Genomic DNA, 14,755 nt, shown 5'->3' with positions numbered 1-14,755 from the left:
ATGGCCTTCTATCAGCCGCCCAATTCTTCCTGATGCGCCTTGGCGAGGTCGGCCATGCTGTCGAAGCGGAAGTCCACCTTCGGCATCTCGCCGGGATGCATCGTGGCGCCGAAACCCTGATCGGCATGCCGGCGGTGGATCCAGCACGATTTAAGGCCCAGGCGGTTGGTCACGGCATGGTCATGAAACAGGCTTTCGGCCGTGTGCAGGACTTGCTTGTCGCCGATCCCGAGCGTCGCCAGTTTTTCCAGCATATAGTCGAAATTCCGGGGCGACGGCTTGTAGGAGCCGATGTCCTCCGCCGTGTAGATCGCATCGAAATCGACGCCGAGCTTCCTGTTGCTGAAGGAGAAGCTCGTATTGTCGACGTTGGAGAGGATGACGAGCTTGTAGTGCTGCTTGAGGTATTGCAGGGCGGCGGCGGTATCGGCAAAGGCCGGCCAGTCCTTCACGCTTTGGCCATAGGCGATGCATTCCTCCGGCGTGGTCACGACGCCCCATTCCTCGGCGAGCCGCTTGTAGACGACAGCCAGAAGGTCGCTGTAGCGTTTTTGCGGCGTCCAGTCCTGCTGGCTGGATTCGTGCCTGGCATGCGCCTGCAGGATCTCGTCGCGGCCGAGGCCGCGGCCAACCCGCCCGGTCAGCGGCTTCAGGGCGTCGATCATGCCGGATTCCCAATCGATTAGCGTGCCGTAGCAATCGAAGGTCAAGGCCTTGAAATCAGTCAGCTTCATGGTTCACTCCCTTGAGTTGGATAATTGGCTGGCGTTTGCGTGGATCGCGATCAATCGGCCGGCTGCCCGGCTGGGCGCAAACCTGCCTCGCCCTTCGGTGCGGTGCCGCGCGACGATGTCAGCCAGATGCCGACCAGCGTCACCGCGAGGCCAAGGACCATCGCCGCAGAAAGGGGCTCGCCGAAGAGCAGCCAGGCCCAGAGCATCGTCACCGGCGGGCTGAGATAGATCATGCTGCTGACCTGCGCGGCGCTGTGGAGGCGCAGGCTCGCATAATAGACGCCGTAGCAGAAGAAGGTCGAAAACAGCACCAGCCAGGCGATGCCGAACTCGAACCGGCCATCAAGGGGCGGCATCAGCCCGCCTTTCCATTCGGCGCAAGCGGCAAAAAACAGCGCCGCTGTCAGGCATTGGATGCACAGGCTCTGGTGGATGGGCATGTTGATCGTCCCCATCCGCTTCTGCAGCACGGTCGCCAGCGCGAAGACCATCATGGAAGCGATCGTGACCACGTACGCCCAGGCCGGCGCGGTGCCGAGACTGAGGCTGTTCAGCGAAACGATCAGCACGCCGAGCACGCCGAGAGCCGTTCCGGTCCACTGCCTCGATGTCAGCCGGTGGCCGAGAACGGGCTGCGATAGTGCCGCGATGGCGAGGGGGACGAGGTCGGAGATCAGCGCGACAAGGCCGGTCGGCACGCGCTGGCCGATGGCAAGCGCGAAGCCGCCGAGATAGAGGAACATCATCGCCACGCCGAACGCCATCTGCTGGAGCAGCGCCCGGACGCCGATGCGCGGCCCGACCATGAGCGCGAAGGGCAGAAGGACCAGCCCTGACATCAAGGTTCGCCAGAACAGCACGAGCATGACGTCGGCGCTCTCGCTGGCGTAACGGATGCCGACAAAGCCCGAGCTCCAGCTTACGACCAGGGCTGCCGCCAGAAGCGGCCAGGCCAGGCAACGGGACGGAGGTTTCGGGAGCGTCATGCGGTCTCTTCGTCGAAGCGGGTTCGCCAGCGGATTACGGCCGATCTCGGATGCGGGATTTATGGCGGCGCGCAGGCGCCTTTGCACATGACAAATTTCGATGTATTCATGAAATAGGCGGGAGATGTGGCATATCTGATTGCCTCAAAGCCCGTTCTCTGCCGAGACCCTGGAGCGCTGCTTTCGTTTCAAACGAGGATTGTCATGGCTGGAGTGATGAGCCGCCGCCTGGATGTCGATGCCTTGCGGGCGATGGTGGCGATCGAGAAACATGGCGGTGTTACCCGGGCTGCCGAGATGCTCGGCCTGTCGCAATCGGCCGTCAGCCACAAGATCAGGCGGCTGGAAGCAAGTCTCGACTGCGAAATCCTCAGCCGCAAGGCGAATGCGCCGATGTTCACCAGTTCAGGGCAGGATCTGCTGGGCTATGCCAGGCGGATCCTGGGCATCCATGACGAGGCGATCCTGAGCCTGTCGAAGAGCACGCTGCAAGGCAAGATCGCTTTGGGGATGACCGAGGATACGACCTGCACGGACCTTTCGCGCATCCTTGGCCGGTTTCGCCGGCTGTACCCCGAGGTGAGCGTGCGCACGCAGGTGCGCATGAGCCTGGCCTTGCAGAAGCTGTTGGGCGAGGGCGCGCTCGACGCGGCCATCATCCAGGTGTTCCAGCACGACGTCCGCCCCACCGATGTCCTGCTGTTCCGCGAGACCCTGCATTGGGTGAAGTCGCCCGAGCTGACCCTTGGGAAAGGCGACCCGGTGCCGTTCCTATCCTTCGACGAGAACTGCTTCTATCGCCGTTGGGGCCTCGATCTCGGCCAGGACGAGGGAACGGTGTTCGAGATCGTGTTCGAATGTTCGAGCGCGGCCGGCATCATCGCCGGCGTGACCTCCGGCCTCGGCGTCGCGCTGCTCAGCCAGCGGCATCTGCGGCCCGGCATGGAGATCGTCGACAAGTCGTTCCCCAAGCCTCCGGACCTCGCCTACGTCATTCGCCGCGCCCGCAACGTCCGCAATCCCGCGCTGGAGACGCTGGTGCGGGAGATAGAGGCTGAGGTGAAGCGCCACGGGACGCTGCAGATCGCGATGTGAGGGGTGTGATTAGCGTTGGCGCCCGTGCGCCCGGTTGATGATATCGCGCGCTCGAGCCTCTCGCCTCATTTCCGGAGTATCTTCTCCATCGCTTTCCCCTTCGCAAGCTCGTCGATCAGCTTATCGAGGTAGCGAATTTCCTTCATCAGTGGATCCTCAATATCTTCCACGCGGACGCCGCAGACCACCCCTGTAATCAAATTCCGCAAAGGATTCAGTCGGGAGGCCTGACCAAAGAAATCCTCGAAGCTGGTTTTCTTCTCCAGTTCGGCCTCGAGTTCCTTCTCGGTGTAGCCCGTCAGCCAGCAGATGATCTCATCGACCTCTGCTCTGGTGCGTCCTTTCCTTTGCGCCTTGGCGACATAGTGCGGATAGACGCTGGCAAAGCTTGTGGAATAGATTCGATGCTCCGTCATGACGTGCCCTTACCGGTGGCGCCTATCGCCCGCACTCAACTTTGCCTCCAATGCGCAGGTCTCAGCAATTGGCGCAGGACCGACTCCAATCTTCCCGCCGCCCTTCACCCGTTCCTTTTCTCCACCTCAGCCTTGCGCAACAAGAACCGTTGGATCTTGCCGCTAGGGGTCTTCGGCAATTCCCCGACGAAGTCGATCTCGCGCGGATAGGCATGGGCCGAGAGGCGTTTGCGGACATGCTGCGCCAATTCTTCGGCGAGTTCCGGGCTGCCCTCGTAGGCGGGCGCCAGGATGACGAAGGCCTTGACGATCTCGGTGCGCTGCGGGTCGGGCACGCCGACCACCGCCGCCTCGTTGACGGCGGGATGTTCGATCAGCGCGCTTTCGACGTCGAAGGGGCCGATGCGGTAGCCTGACGAGGTGATGACGTCGTCGGCGCGGCCGATGAAGGAGACCGAGCCGTCCGGCTCGTATTCCACCGTGTCGCCGGTGCGGTAGTAGCCGCCCGATATGGCCGGCGTTTCGGCCTGGTGGTAGCCGTCGAACCAGCGCAACGGCGAGTTGGCGATGTCGACGGCGAGGATGCCGGGCTGGTTGGGGCCGAGCTCGTTGCCGGCCTCGTCCAGCACCACCATGCGATAGCCCGGCATGGCAAAGCCCGCCGAGCCGGCGCGGACAGGGTGCGCCAGGCCGTGATGGTTGTTGACCATCATGCCGTTCTCGGTCTGGCCGTAATGGTCGTGGATGGGCGCGGCGAGATGGGCGTCGAACCAGCGGATCACTTCCGGGTTGAGCGGCTCGCCGGCGCTGCTCACCACACGCAGCCGGCCTTTTGCACGCGCGGCGGCATCGGGACCTTCGGCGAGCAGCAGGCGGAAGGCGGTGGGCGAGCCGGCAAGGCTGGTGACGCCAAGCCGCTCGATGACATCATAGGTGTTTTTGGCGGTGAAGGCGCCCTCGTTGAAGGTCGTGGCGATGCCGAGCAGCAGGGGTCCCGTGATGGCGTAGTAGAGGCCATAGGCCCAGCCCGGATCGGCGATGTTCCAGAAGATGTCGTCTGGGCGCAGGCCGATCGCGTCGCGCATATAGGCGCCGAAGGCGAGCAGCGCGTTGAGCGGCACCGGCACGCCCTTCGGCAGGCCGGTGGTGCCCGAGGTCGACATCATCATGAACAGGTCTTCGCCCTTGCGCATCACCGGGTCGCAGTTGGGTGAGGCGGCGGCAAGCGCGGCACGGAAATCGATGTCGCCCGGGGACAGGGCGTCGCCAGCACCGAGGATGGTGGCGATTTGCGGAGGGTTCGCGACCTCGTCGAGCTTGCCGCGATTGGCCGGATTGGTCACCACCAGCCTGGCGCCGCTGTAGCCAAGCCGGTGTTCGATCGCCTTCGGGCCGAAGGCAGTGAACAGCGGCTGGTAGACCGCGCCGATGCGCCAGGCGCCGAGGATCAGCGCCACCAGTTCGGGGATGCGCGGCAGCATGCCGGCCACGACATCGCCCGGGCCAACGCCCAACTCCTTCAGCAGAGTGCCGACGCGGCCGGACATGTCGGCGAGATCCTCGAAGCTGAATTCGCTGAGTTCGCCGCCGGCAGAGATGGCGCGCAGCGCCAGGCGGTTTCCGCCGGTGTGCCGGCCGCAGCATTCGACATAGGCGTTGATGCCGGTCGCGGGGTCGCCCTGCAGTCTCGCGATCTCATCCTCAATACGAAAGCTTGCAACGGCATCGTCATAGCGCGGCAAGCCGGCTTGCTGCTTGGTCATGAAAATCCTCCCTGGCGGTGCGCCATCTCCCCATGGCGCGCTGTCGCGGCGACATTGACATCAGATGGCGCCGATGGGCAACGGCGAGTGCCTGTTCCTTTGTATTGACGCAACTCCGGACGAAAAACCGCTACACACTTTTCCCGGAATTGCGCTTACAGGTTCGCCTCGGCGAAGATGCGTGCCGCCCAGTCGAGAAAGACGCGCAGGCGCGGCGAAAGCTGCCGGTTCTGCGGATAGAGCGCCGAGAGCGGTGTCGGCGAGGGCGGATACCCGGCCAGCACCTCGACCAGTGTTCCCTCTGCCAAATCCTTCTCGAAGCGATAGCGCGGCGCCTGGATGAGACCGAGGCCAAGCCGGGCGAGGTCGGCGGCGGTGTCGGAATTGTTGGCGGCGACGCGGCCGGGCAGCCTGACCTCGCGCGTCTTGCCGCCGACGGTGAATTCGAAGGGCAGCACTTCGCCGGTGCGGGAGGAGACGAAGCCGATCGCCTGATGGCCGTCCAGCGCATCGGGGGAAGCCGGCGTGCCGTGGCGAGAGAGATAGGCGGGGCTGGCGCAGGTCATCTCGCGGATCATGCCAAGCCGGCGCATGATCATGCCGCTGTCAGGCGGCTCGCCGACGCGGATGACGCAGTCGACACCCTCGCGCACCAAGTCGACCAGCCGGTCGCTCTGGCCGATCTGCAGGTCGATCCTGGCATAGCGGGCGAGGAATTCCGGCAGGCGCGGCAACAGGAAGGTGCGTGTGAGCAGCGTGCTGGCGTCGATGCGCAGCAGGCCGAAGGGTTCCGCATTGCGGAAGGCGGCCTCGGCATCCTCGATCTCGGCCAGGATGGACAGGCAGCGCCGGTAATAGGCCTCGCCATCCTGCGTGGCGTTCACCTGGCGCGTGGTGCGCTCGAGCAGCCTTGCGCCGAGATGTTCTTCCAGCCGCCGGACCGCTTCCGTCGCGGTCGAGCGAGGCAGGCCGAGATCGGCGGCGGCAGCGGTGAAGCTGCGCCGCTCCAGCACGCGAACGAAGAGTCGCATCGTGTCCAGGCGATCCATGCTCTTTGTTCGCAATTTCCGAATAGTAATGTCAAGACAAGGCTGATTGTCCGGAAGCTGGCTCCGCCTATATCCGTCTCACCAACAAGAAGGAGAGACTTCCATGACTTCAGGCCAAACGAGCACGGGCCAAACCAAAGCGGCGATCGTGACCGGCGCCTCCAAGGGCATCGGCGCGGCGATCGCGCGGCGGCTCGCCCGTGACGGCATCGCCGTCGTCATCAATTATGCTCGGGGACAGGCCGGGGCCGAGGCGCTGGTGCGCGCCATCGAAGCCGATGGCGGCAAGGCGATCGCCGTGCAGGCCGATATCGCGGATCCGGCCGGTATCGCCAGCCTCTTCGACGCCGGCGAGAAGGCGTTCGGAGGCATCGATATACTGGTCAACAATGCCGGCATCATGAAGCTTTCGCCGATCGCACAGGCCGATGATGCCTTCTTCGACACCCAGGTCGCGATCAATCTCGGCGGCGTGTTCCGTGGCATGCGCGAAGGCGCAAAACGCATTCGCGATGGCGGCCGCATCGTCAATTTTTCGAGCAGCGTGGTCGGCCTCTACCAGCCGGGTTACGGCGTCTATGCCGCCACCAAGGCGGCGGTCGAGGCGATGACGCACATCTTGGCCAAGGAGCTTGGCGCGCGCGGCATCACCGTCAACGCGGTGGCGCCCGGACCGGTCGAGACGGCGCTGTTCACCGATGGCAAGAGCGCGGCGCAGATCGAGGCCACGGCCAAGATGATCCCGCTCGGCAGGCTCGGCCAGCCCGACGACATTGCCGGCGTGGTCTCGTTCCTGGCCGGGCCGGACAGTGGCTGGGTCAACGGGCAAATCATCCGCGCCAATGGCGGCGTGATCTGAAGGAGGCTGGCCGCTGCTGCTGTGGCGGTCTGCCTCCCGTTTCATTCGAAACCTAGCCCAAATGATTGAGAAGACAAGGAAAACATCATGCCATTCGCCAATATCAAGATGCCGCAGGCGGCGCTCTCCAAGGCACAGAAAGAAGACCTCATCCATCGCACGACCGCCATGTTCGTCGACTTTTTCGGCGAGGGCGTGCGGCCCTACACGATGGTGCTTGTGGAGGAAGTCGCCGATGGCGGCTATGGCCGCGCCGACGAAGTGTTCGTGGTGCCGGACGCTTTTCGCGCCAAGGACTAAGGTTGCCGATGTCCGGCCGGCCTGCACATGGCTCACGCCCGCGCTTCCGGTACTCACATGCTCAAAAGCACCCTCCGCTAGCCGCAGCATGGCCCGGCGGAGGGGCCACAGCAGGCCTTGGCCTTCTTTTCCTCCTCCAGCCAGCGGTCGCGCGGCTTGCAACTCGCTGGCCGTGGCGCAAGCGTGACATGCACGGCGCCGTCGGCCAGCCGGGGCAGGGCGGCCCGGTAGAGCTGCATCGGGCGCACGCCGTCGCTGACCTCGAAGGTCAGCTTGGCCGCCTGGTCGAGACCGACATGCTCGGTCACTTTCCGGATGATCGCCGCGAATTTTCCAGCCGGCATATGGGTGCGGTCCTCATTGACGTCCCATAGCTGCACGAAGATCTCCGACCATGATTCCGGATTCCCGCCGCAGTCGAGCGCGTCGAAGCGGCCGGCCTTGACCTCGGTGACATGGTAGCCCGGCAACACTGGCCCGCCTTCATGGAAAAACACCAGTGGCTTTTCCCTGTGATCCGCCAGAAAGTCCAGCAAGCCGGCCATGGTGATGTCCCGCGGGTCGGCTGTGATCACGGGATCAAATTCTCGATTGTCAGAGGCGAGCATGTGCGATAATCCTTGCTTCAATATTCATAGGATTGTTGAAATATGAATGAACGTCAAGCCCTGGCGGCCTTCGCGGCTCTGTCGCAGGAGACACGGCTGCGCGTGCTGCGCCATTTGGTGATCGCCGGCCCCGACGGCATCGCCGCCGGGGCGATCGCCGAAAAGGTCGAGGTTTCGGCGTCCAACGTCAGCTTCCACCTTAAGGAGCTTGAACGCGCGGGGCTGGTGAGCGTGCGCCGCGATTCCCGCTCCATGGTCTACAGCGCCGAGTATGACATGCTGAGCGGTCTTATCCGCTTCCTGATGGAGGATTGTTGCTCCGGCCGGCCGGAAATCTGCGCGCCGGCGGTGTTGCCGGGCTGCTGTGCGGCCGACACGCGGGAGCCTGCCCGATGAGTGGCGGCCACACTGTGCCTGGCGCGTCCTCCATCCGGGACATGGCCGGTTTTGATTTGCCGCGCCGGCTCACGGCGGAAGCTCTCGGCACGGGCTTGCTGGTGGCCACGGTGGTCGGCTCCGGCATCATGGCGCAGTCGCTGACGCCCGATCGCGCACTGACGCTGCTTGGCAACACCTTGCCGACGGGGGCAATCCTCGTGGTGCTCATCACGATACTGGGGCCGGTCTCGGGCGCTCATTTCAATCCGGCCGTTTCAATGGTCCTGGCGCTGTCGCGCCGGCTGCCGGCGAGCGACTGCGCCTGGTATGTGCTCGCCCAACTCTCGGGCGGCGTCGCCGGCACGGTCGGCGCGCACCTGATGTTCGGGCTTTCGCCGCTCGCCTTGTCGACGCATGACCGAACGGGACCCGCGCTCTGGCTTTCGGAAGGGATCGCGACCTTCGGGTTGCTGGCGGTCATTCTCGCCGGCCTGCGTTTCGAGCGCTCGGCCATCCCCTGGCTAGTCGGCCTCTATATCACCGCCGCCTACTGGTTCACCGCATCGACATCGTTCGCCAACCCAGCGGTCGCGGCCGCACGGTCACTGACGGACAGTTTTTCCGGAATCAGTCCGGCAAGCCTGCCGGGCTTCATCGCCGCCGAACTGGCCGGCGCGGGCATTGCCCTGGCGCTGACGACATGGCTGCTGCAGCCGCACGTTCAACCGTTCCCCATCGAGGCCAGCCCGTGACGATCACCATCTACCACAATCCGGACTGCGGCACCTCGCGCAACACGCTTGCCATGATCAGGGCGAGCGGCGAGGAGCCGACCATCGTCGAATATCTGAAACATCCGCCGCCACGTGCGCGGCTGGAGCAGTTGATAGCGACGCTCGAAATTCCCGTGCGCGCCCTGCTGCGTGAAAAGGGCACCCCCTACGCCGAACTGGGCCTGGCCGATCCAAAATGGTCCGACGGCCAACTGCTCGATGCCATGCTCGAGCATCCGATCCTGATCAACCGGCCGATCGTCGAAACGCCGAGAGGGACACGGCTGTGCCGTCCGTCCGAGCTTGTGCTGGATCTGCTCGACCACCCGGTGAGCCGGTTCACCAAGGAAGACGGCGAGGTGGTGAGCCATGACCGCGGTGGGCAATGATGGAAGCCTTGCAAAAGCCGAAACCGCGGAGCGTGCGCCGATAGCGGCTGTCGCCGCGCTCGGGATCACCCAGATTATCGGCTACGGCACGCTCTATTACAGTTTCAGCATCCTTGCCGGCGACATGGCGAAGGATATGGGCTGGCCAACCGAATGGATATTCGGCGCGCTATCGGCCGCGCTGCTGGCCGGCGGGCTGACCGCACCCTTGATCGGCGGCTGGATCGACCGTTTTGGCGCGGGACGGATCATGACCGCCGGCTCGGCCGTTGCTGCCGCTGCGCTTGCCGCCTGTGCCTATGCGCCCAACGGTCCAGCCTTCGTCGCCGCGCTGATTGCCCTGGAGGCAGCATCGAACCTTGTCCAATACGGCGCGGCCTTCGCGCTGCTGGTCCAGATCCGGCCGCGTGCCGCGCAGCGCAGCATAACCTATCTCACCCTCATCGCCGGTTTCGCATCGACCGTCTTCTGGCCGATCACATCGGCGCTGCATGGGCATTTGCCTTGGCGAGACGTCTACCTCGTCTTTGCCGGGCTGAACCTGCTGGTCTGCCTGCCGCTGCACGCCTGGCTCTCGCAGGGGCTGGCCAGGAGCAGGCGCGCGGCGATCGAGCCGCCACGGCACGTCGCGGGATCGCTGCCGGCCCCGGCGCGGCCGCTCGGCTTTGCCTTGATGGTTGTCGCTTTCTCGCTCCAGAACCTGGTCAGCGCCGCCGTGCTGGTCCATATGGTGCCGCTGCTGTCCGGGCTCGGTCTGGGTGCCGCCGCCGCCATCGTTGGAACGCTGTTCGGGCCGTCGCAGGTGCTCAGCCGTTTCATCAATATGGTCTTCGGGATCAACCTGCCGCCGCTGCGGCTCGCCATCATCTCAGCCGTGCTGATGACGGCGGGCGTGGTCATCCTGCTTGGCACCGCGCCTTCGATCGCCGGCGCGATGGCGTTCGCCGTCGTCTTCGGAATGGGCAACGGGCTGTTCAGCATCGTCACCGGGGCACTGCCACTGATGCTGTTCGGCAGCGAAGGCTATGGCCGGCTGCAGGGACGCGCCATGTCCGCCCGCCTGATCGTCTCGGCGGTCGCGCCGTTCGCCCTGGCATTGGCGATGGCCCATATCGGCATTTCCTGGTCGCTGGGCCTGATGGCGCTTGTTGGCTGTCTGGCTCTGCTGGTGCTGGCGGCAATCGCGAAAGTGTCGAGCGCCACCTGAAACCGGGCAGGAATGCCCAGAGGCGGTTTGGCGCCACTCCGCCGGCTCAATTTCCCCTCTCGGAACCGTCGTGGATCGGCTTGTGATGCCTCAAATCGTCCGGCCGCAGCAGCGGATGTCTGGCGTTTCAAAACCGGCTCGCCGAACAGTGGCTACGCGCCTTTGTCACGACGGCAGGTTCATCTGTTTTCGGAGGCTTTTGTCGAAAGCATGCGCGGGAACAAACCGTCGCAGCAGGTATAGGCGACGCGCCTGCTTGCTGGCGGGATAGCGCAGCTTCGGCGATGTCGCGGTGGCCGCGGTGACGACCGCCTGGCCGACGACCTCGGGAGCATCGCCGGTTTCGATCGCCCTGTTCCAGACCGCGGTTGCCGTTGCCCGCGCCTGGTCATAGACACTCATCATCCTGTCCGGCTTCGTCGCATTGTGATCGAGAGCCGTACGGGTGAAGGCCGGTTCGACCAGCAGGACGCGAATACCGAAGGGGCGGACCTCATGGTCCAGCGACTCGGAGTAGCCCTCGACGGCATGTTTCGTGGATGTGTAGAGCGCGCTGAACGGGCTGGGGACAAAGCCGACAACCGAGCTGATGTTGACGATCCGGCCGCCGCCCTGGCGCCGCATGATCGGCAGCACCTCGTTTGTGACGCGGATGAGACCGAAGACGTTGACGTCGAAAAGGGTCTTTGCCTGTTCAACGGACGATTCTTCCGCACCCGCGATCAGTGCATTGCCAGCATTGTTGACCAGCAGGTCGATGCGCCCGACCTGGCTTATCACTTGCGACACCATGCTTGCGACGGAGTCCGCGTCGGTCACGTCGCAGCTCAGCATCGTGATCCCGGGCGGTGACCCGGTCGCGGCTTTCCGGCTCGTGCCGAAGACGCGGTAGCCGGCCGACTGAAGGGCTTTGGCTGTCGCAAGCCCGATGCCGCCCGCTGCTCCGGTGACGACGGCGACGCCGCGATTTTTGTTGTTCATTTCAATATCCTTCGAGATGCATGATCATGACGGTTTGTGCCGACGGACTTGTCAGCCGTGTACGCTCAGATGAAGCATGGGGTGATGTTCGTAATGGCCGGCGCCATTTCTCACGATGGGGTCTTGTGAGGTTATCGCCTGGATGTCCTGGTCGTCGGCGATCCGGTATAGTGACAAGCCATAGCCGCCGCCTGGATCCATCACCGGACCATGGGCGACGATCAGTCCGCGGTCGAGCAACTCGTCCAAGAAGGCGCCATGCTGCCTCATCCATTCCCGCTCGTCGCCGGTCATGGATGCAAGAAAGTCGGCACGGGGCGGGATGTACTTGCACAGATAGAATTTCATTTGGGACTCCCAGCGGCGCGATGACCGGCCGTCACCATCATTTTTCGGTGGAACGGCCTCGCGAGATCAGATACTATCAAATTAATAGTAAGTCACTATCAAAATGGTATCTACGTGAAGAATCTTTCCAACCAGCCCTGTTTGATCGCCCGCAGCCTCGGCACGATGGGTGACACGTGGAGCATGCTGATCATGCGCGATGCCCATGCGGGGCTCAGCCGTTTCGACGAATTTCGCAAGAACCTTGGCATCGCTCCGACGATGCTGACCAGCCGGTTGGCGACCTTGACTCAGGAAGGGCTGCTGGAGAAACGGCGATATTCGGAGCGGCCGCCACGGGATGAATATGTGCTGACCGAGGCCGGTCGGGATTTGCTTCCGGTGCTGTTCTCGCTCGCCGCCTGGGGCAGCAAGCACCGGGGCGGTGGCAATTTCACTCGGTTCTTCGACGCCGAGACAGGAACCGAAATCGACCCAGTCAGCATCGATCGCGGGACCGGAACGCCGATCGGGAGCCGTCCCATACGGATCGTGACGCCCAAGCTGCCTGACGGCCCGTCGGACTGACTGGATGCGCCGGAGCGAAAGGCGATAGCTGGCCGGCAAGAGAGGGAATTCAGGTGGGCGTTCCTCGGATCAGCCGCTCTTCTTCGCACCAATCCAGTCGGCCGCCACTTCGGCGAACAGCCAGTCGCGGAACGCCCTGATCTTTTTCTGGCGCAGCGCGCCTTCGGGATAGACGACGTAGTAGCTGGCCGCCGATTTCAGCGCGAGATCGAAGGGCCGGACCAGCCGGCCTGCCGCGAGGTCGGCCGAGACCAGCGCGCTGCGGCCGAGCAGCACGCCTTCGCCATGCACGGCGGCCTCGACGGCGAAGGTGGCGGAATCGAAGCGCACGCCGCGTGTGGGGTCGATGCCTTCGACACCGGCCTGCTCAAGCCATGTCGCCCAGTCGATGCGAAAGGCGTCGTGGATCAGTTTGTGGTGCCTGAGGTCCGCTGGCAGATGCAGCGGATGCTCGCCTTGCAGCAGTTCCGGGCTGCAGACGGGGAAAACCTCCTCGTCGGCGAGGAATTCCGCCGTCACCCCGCTATAGCCGCCGCGGCCGTAGCGGATGGATATGTCGATGCCGTCGCTGACGAAATCGGCCAGCACGCCCGAAGTCGCCAGCCGCACGTCGATGTCGGGATTGGCGCGATGGAAACGATGCAGCCTCGGCACCAGCCAGCGGCCGGCGAAACCGTCGGACGTGCTGACATTGAGGATGCGCGTCGAGCGGTCGGGTGTGGCGGCGATGGTGGCGGCGGCGATCTGGTCGAGCGCCTTGCCGACCTCCGCCGCATAGGCCGCGCCCACGCCCGTGAGGCGCACGGAGCGTGTGCCGCGATCGAACAGCTGGATGCCCAGCCTGTCCTCTATGTTGCGGATGGCGCGGCTGACCGCGCCATGGGTGAGGTTGAGCTCCTCCGCGGCCTTGGAGAAACTCAAATGCCTGGCCGCCGCGTCGAAGGCGGGCAAAGCGGTGAGGGGCGGCAGTCTGCGCGGCATCGGATCGACCTGTGAGTGTTGCTCACAAATCGTGCACAAAGAGTCGTTTGTCGTCCAGCCCTCAATGGCCCAATATTCAGGCGTACCAAGCATCCACACCGGCTCTCCGGTTCATCGATGCGCTGAATTGATCAGACAAGTGTGAGCAATCGTCATGCTCGCCCCACTCGGGCGACATCGGCAGGCTTGCGCCCAGTGAAACACAGGAGACGGATTATGACCTTGACCCTTCGACCCATCGGCGCCGCGATGAGCGGCCTTGCCATGCGAAGCGCGGCAGCGTTCGAGCGCCGCCGCACATTGCGCCAGATCTCCCGGCTTTCCGATCGCCGTTTGCATGACATCGGCCTGGAACGCGACTGGGATGGTTCGATCCTTGCTAACGAAATTCTGGGCAATGGGAGGGCAATATGACCAGCACCCTGATCATTGGCGCCACCGGACTGCTCGGCAGCGAGATGGCCAAGGCCAGCGCGCGCAATGGCGACAGCCTGCATGTTCTGGTCCGGCAGGCAACGTCGGCCAATGAAGCGCGGATGCGCCCGCTGAAGGACCTCGGCGCCACCGTGCATGTCGGCGATCTCGACGACTATGACAGCCTCGTGCGCGCCGTCGGCAAGGTCGACCGCGTCGTCAGCTCGGTGCATGTGGGGTCGGCCAGCGAGATGACGCTGGTGCGCGCCATCAGGGATGCCGGTATCTCCCGCTATGTCCCGTCCGCCGGCTTCGGCCTCGACTTTGCCGCCGCCGCACCCGGCTCGATCGAACCGCTCGACATCAAGCGGGCCGTCTTCGACGCGGTCCGTGAGGCCGACCTGCCCTATACGGTGATCTACACCAACGGCTTCTTCTCGACCTGGGTGGCGACGCTGGGCGACCTGACGCGCTTCGGCTCGACGCCGCTGCCACCCGACGAGGTGACGCTCTATGGCGAGGGCAACGTGCCGGCGACCTTCGTCAGCGAGAAGGATATCGCTGCGGTCACCATGCGCGCACTGGAGGATGCCAATGCTGTTCGCAGCGAGATACGGATCGCACAAAACAAGATCACCCAAGGTGAAATGATCGAGCTGTGGCGGCAAGTGAGCGGCCGTTCGCCCCGCGTCAAGCAGATGAGCGCCGAGGAGCTGGAGGCGCTGATCGCGGCGGTTCCCGGCCTTGGATTGCTGCGCGCATTCTGGATCCGCGGCGAGACCGCGCTCGAGACGGCTACGCCTGAAGCGGGCGCGCGTTATCCGGAGCTGAGGTTTGAAAGCATCGAAAGCGCTTTTGTGGCGATGGCTGGCGCGGATGGACATAGGTTGTGAAGGCGGCGGACATG

General features: G+C 64.2%; 19 protein-coding genes. 10 read left to right on the top strand and 9 right to left on the bottom strand.

Translation table 11 applies throughout. The features are described from left to right. Positions 1–11: 11 nt before the first annotated feature. Both LB571_RS19070 and LB571_RS19065 read right to left on the bottom strand, forming a co-directional pair. Entirely contained in the window at positions 12–734 is a 723-nt protein-coding gene (locus tag LB571_RS19070) for a haloacid dehalogenase type II (RefSeq protein ID WP_224596875.1), read from the bottom strand. Positions 735–784: 50 nt separating this feature from the next. Then, complete coding sequence (locus LB571_RS19065; RefSeq protein WP_224596872.1) at positions 785–1,720, bottom strand: DMT family transporter; 936 nt, start codon at positions 1,718–1,720, stop codon at positions 785–787. A 204-nt stretch (positions 1,721–1,924) separates the two neighbouring features. Between LB571_RS19065 and LB571_RS19060 the strand changes: the two genes are divergently transcribed. Continuing rightward, positions 1,925–2,815 (top strand): LysR family transcriptional regulator, encoded by an 891-nt coding sequence (locus tag LB571_RS19060; protein ID WP_140663432.1) that lies wholly within the window; start codon positions 1,925–1,927, stop codon positions 2,813–2,815. Positions 2,816–2,880: 65 nt separating this feature from the next. On the opposite strand, the gene LB571_RS19055 is transcribed toward LB571_RS19060, so the two are convergent. The 3 genes from LB571_RS19055 to LB571_RS19045 form a co-directional block, all read right to left on the bottom strand. After that, a complete protein-coding gene (locus LB571_RS19055; RefSeq protein WP_140617961.1) occupies positions 2,881–3,231 on the bottom strand; it encodes a DUF2200 domain-containing protein in 351 nt (116 codons plus the stop codon). A 104-nt stretch (positions 3,232–3,335) separates the two neighbouring features. Further along, on the bottom strand, positions 3,336–4,994 hold the full coding sequence (locus LB571_RS19050) for an acyl-CoA synthetase (RefSeq protein ID WP_015316891.1): 1,659 nt from the start codon (positions 4,992–4,994) through the stop codon (positions 3,336–3,338). A 155-nt stretch (positions 4,995–5,149) separates the two neighbouring features. Next, complete coding sequence (locus LB571_RS19045; protein WP_015316892.1) at positions 5,150–6,043, bottom strand: LysR family transcriptional regulator; 894 nt, start codon at positions 6,041–6,043, stop codon at positions 5,150–5,152. 103 nt (positions 6,044–6,146) lie between these two features. Between LB571_RS19045 and LB571_RS19040 the strand changes: the two genes are divergently transcribed. Both LB571_RS19040 and LB571_RS19035 read left to right on the top strand, forming a co-directional pair. Further along, complete coding sequence (locus LB571_RS19040; RefSeq protein ID WP_140617962.1) at positions 6,147–6,902, top strand: SDR family oxidoreductase; 756 nt, start codon at positions 6,147–6,149, stop codon at positions 6,900–6,902. Between the two features lie 87 nt (positions 6,903–6,989). After that, complete coding sequence (locus tag LB571_RS19035) at positions 6,990–7,202, top strand: tautomerase family protein (protein ID WP_015316894.1); 213 nt, start codon at positions 6,990–6,992, stop codon at positions 7,200–7,202. Between the two features lie 77 nt (positions 7,203–7,279). Here LB571_RS19035 and LB571_RS19030 read toward each other — a convergent pair whose 3' ends face one another. Beyond that, positions 7,280–7,810 carry a DUF6428 family protein gene (locus tag LB571_RS19030; protein WP_140617963.1) on the bottom strand — a complete coding sequence of 177 codons (531 nt, stop codon included), beginning with the start codon at positions 7,808–7,810 and terminating at the stop codon, positions 7,280–7,282. Between the two features lie 42 nt (positions 7,811–7,852). On the opposite strand from LB571_RS19030, the gene LB571_RS19025 reads away from it, so the two are divergent. Genes LB571_RS19025 through arsK form a run of 4 tightly spaced genes read left to right on the top strand, consistent with a single transcriptional unit; the run spans position 7,853 to position 10,557 of the window. Continuing rightward, positions 7,853–8,206, top strand: a complete 354-nt coding sequence (locus LB571_RS19025; protein WP_140617964.1) for an ArsR/SmtB family transcription factor — start codon at positions 7,853–7,855, stop codon at positions 8,204–8,206. Between the two features lie 41 nt (positions 8,207–8,247). Beyond that, complete coding sequence (locus LB571_RS19020) at positions 8,248–8,940, top strand: aquaporin (protein WP_140618078.1); 693 nt, start codon at positions 8,248–8,250, stop codon at positions 8,938–8,940. After that, positions 8,937–9,350 (top strand): arsenate reductase (glutaredoxin), encoded by a 414-nt coding sequence (arsC, locus tag LB571_RS19015; RefSeq protein ID WP_140617965.1) that lies wholly within the window; start codon positions 8,937–8,939, stop codon positions 9,348–9,350. The genes LB571_RS19020 and arsC overlap by 4 nt, the downstream gene beginning before the upstream one ends. Then, a complete protein-coding gene (gene arsK / locus LB571_RS19010; protein ID WP_224596870.1) occupies positions 9,331–10,557 on the top strand; it encodes an arsenite efflux MFS transporter ArsK in 1,227 nt (408 codons plus the stop codon). The genes arsC and arsK overlap by 20 nt, the downstream gene beginning before the upstream one ends. 165 nt (positions 10,558–10,722) lie before the next feature. Here the strand turns inward: arsK and LB571_RS19005 are convergent, their stop codons facing one another. Beyond that, on the bottom strand, positions 10,723–11,538 hold the full coding sequence (locus tag LB571_RS19005; RefSeq protein ID WP_140716380.1) for an oxidoreductase: 816 nt from the start codon (positions 11,536–11,538) through the stop codon (positions 10,723–10,725). Positions 11,539–11,589: 51 nt separating this feature from the next. After that, on the bottom strand, positions 11,590–11,886 hold the full coding sequence (locus LB571_RS19000) for a YciI family protein (protein WP_015316901.1): 297 nt from the start codon (positions 11,884–11,886) through the stop codon (positions 11,590–11,592). A gap of 114 nt (positions 11,887–12,000) precedes the next feature. Between LB571_RS19000 and LB571_RS18995 the strand changes: the two genes are divergently transcribed. Beyond that, positions 12,001–12,453, top strand: coding sequence for a winged helix-turn-helix transcriptional regulator (locus tag LB571_RS18995; RefSeq protein ID WP_140788494.1), 453 nt, complete (start codon positions 12,001–12,003; stop codon positions 12,451–12,453). A 69-nt stretch (positions 12,454–12,522) separates the two neighbouring features. Here LB571_RS18995 and LB571_RS18990 read toward each other — a convergent pair whose 3' ends face one another. Further along, a complete protein-coding gene (locus tag LB571_RS18990) occupies positions 12,523–13,434 on the bottom strand; it encodes a transcriptional regulator GcvA (RefSeq protein WP_015316903.1) in 912 nt (303 codons plus the stop codon). Positions 13,435–13,650: 216 nt separating this feature from the next. Between LB571_RS18990 and LB571_RS18985 the strand changes: the two genes are divergently transcribed. Both LB571_RS18985 and LB571_RS18980 read left to right on the top strand, forming a co-directional pair. After that, entirely contained in the window at positions 13,651–13,848 is a 198-nt protein-coding gene (locus tag LB571_RS18985; protein WP_140788497.1) for a DUF1127 domain-containing protein, read from the top strand. Further along, entirely contained in the window at positions 13,845–14,741 is an 897-nt protein-coding gene (locus tag LB571_RS18980) for an NmrA family NAD(P)-binding protein (RefSeq protein ID WP_140788499.1), read from the top strand. Before LB571_RS18985 ends, LB571_RS18980 begins: the two co-directional genes overlap by 4 nt. Positions 14,742–14,755 lie beyond the last annotated feature (14 nt).

Origin of the sequence: Mesorhizobium sp. BR1-1-4 (genome assembly GCF_020165375.1) — a bacterium.
Taxonomy (GTDB): domain Bacteria; phylum Pseudomonadota; class Alphaproteobacteria; order Rhizobiales; family Rhizobiaceae; genus Mesorhizobium; species Mesorhizobium australicum.
This window is presented reverse-complemented; position numbering and strand designations above follow the sequence as displayed.